We start from the raw sequence: 370 nt of genomic DNA, 5'->3' as shown, positions 1-370 counted from the left end.
AAATGGGAAGTGATTGAACGCAATCAAGAGACCACCAAGGTTTATCTGCACCCTAAAACAGGACGCACACACCAGTTACGCGTTCACTGTTCACATGAAGAAGGGCTGCATATGCCTATCGTCGGTGATGGATTGTATGGCAACAAAGCTGACCGTCTTCATCTACACGCAGAAAGACTTGCCCTTCACCACCCAGTTACCAAAGAGTGGATGGAATTCCAGTTTGATACAGAGTTCTAAAAACTCTTATCAATAACAAGTCTTCATGAAAGGAGTCACACCATTTGTGGCTCCTCCTCTCCCACCTCCCGACACTTCACGCCCTCGTTTCACCTACCTTTTTCGGATATATCTCCACGCTTATTGCACT

General features: G+C 46.2%; 1 pseudogene. It reads left to right on the top strand.

The window, feature by feature from the left end:
• A pseudogene (locus A3712_RS10055) lies at positions 1 to 240 on the top strand (pseudouridine synthase); the annotation flags it as partial.
• Positions 241 to 370: the final 130 nt, after the last annotated feature.

The organism is Vibrio sp. HI00D65, assembly GCF_001635455.1.
Classification (GTDB): domain Bacteria; phylum Pseudomonadota; class Gammaproteobacteria; order Enterobacterales; family Vibrionaceae; genus Vibrio.
The sequence above is the reverse complement of the archived record's forward strand: the minus strand, read 5'-3'. Positions and strand labels throughout refer to the sequence as shown.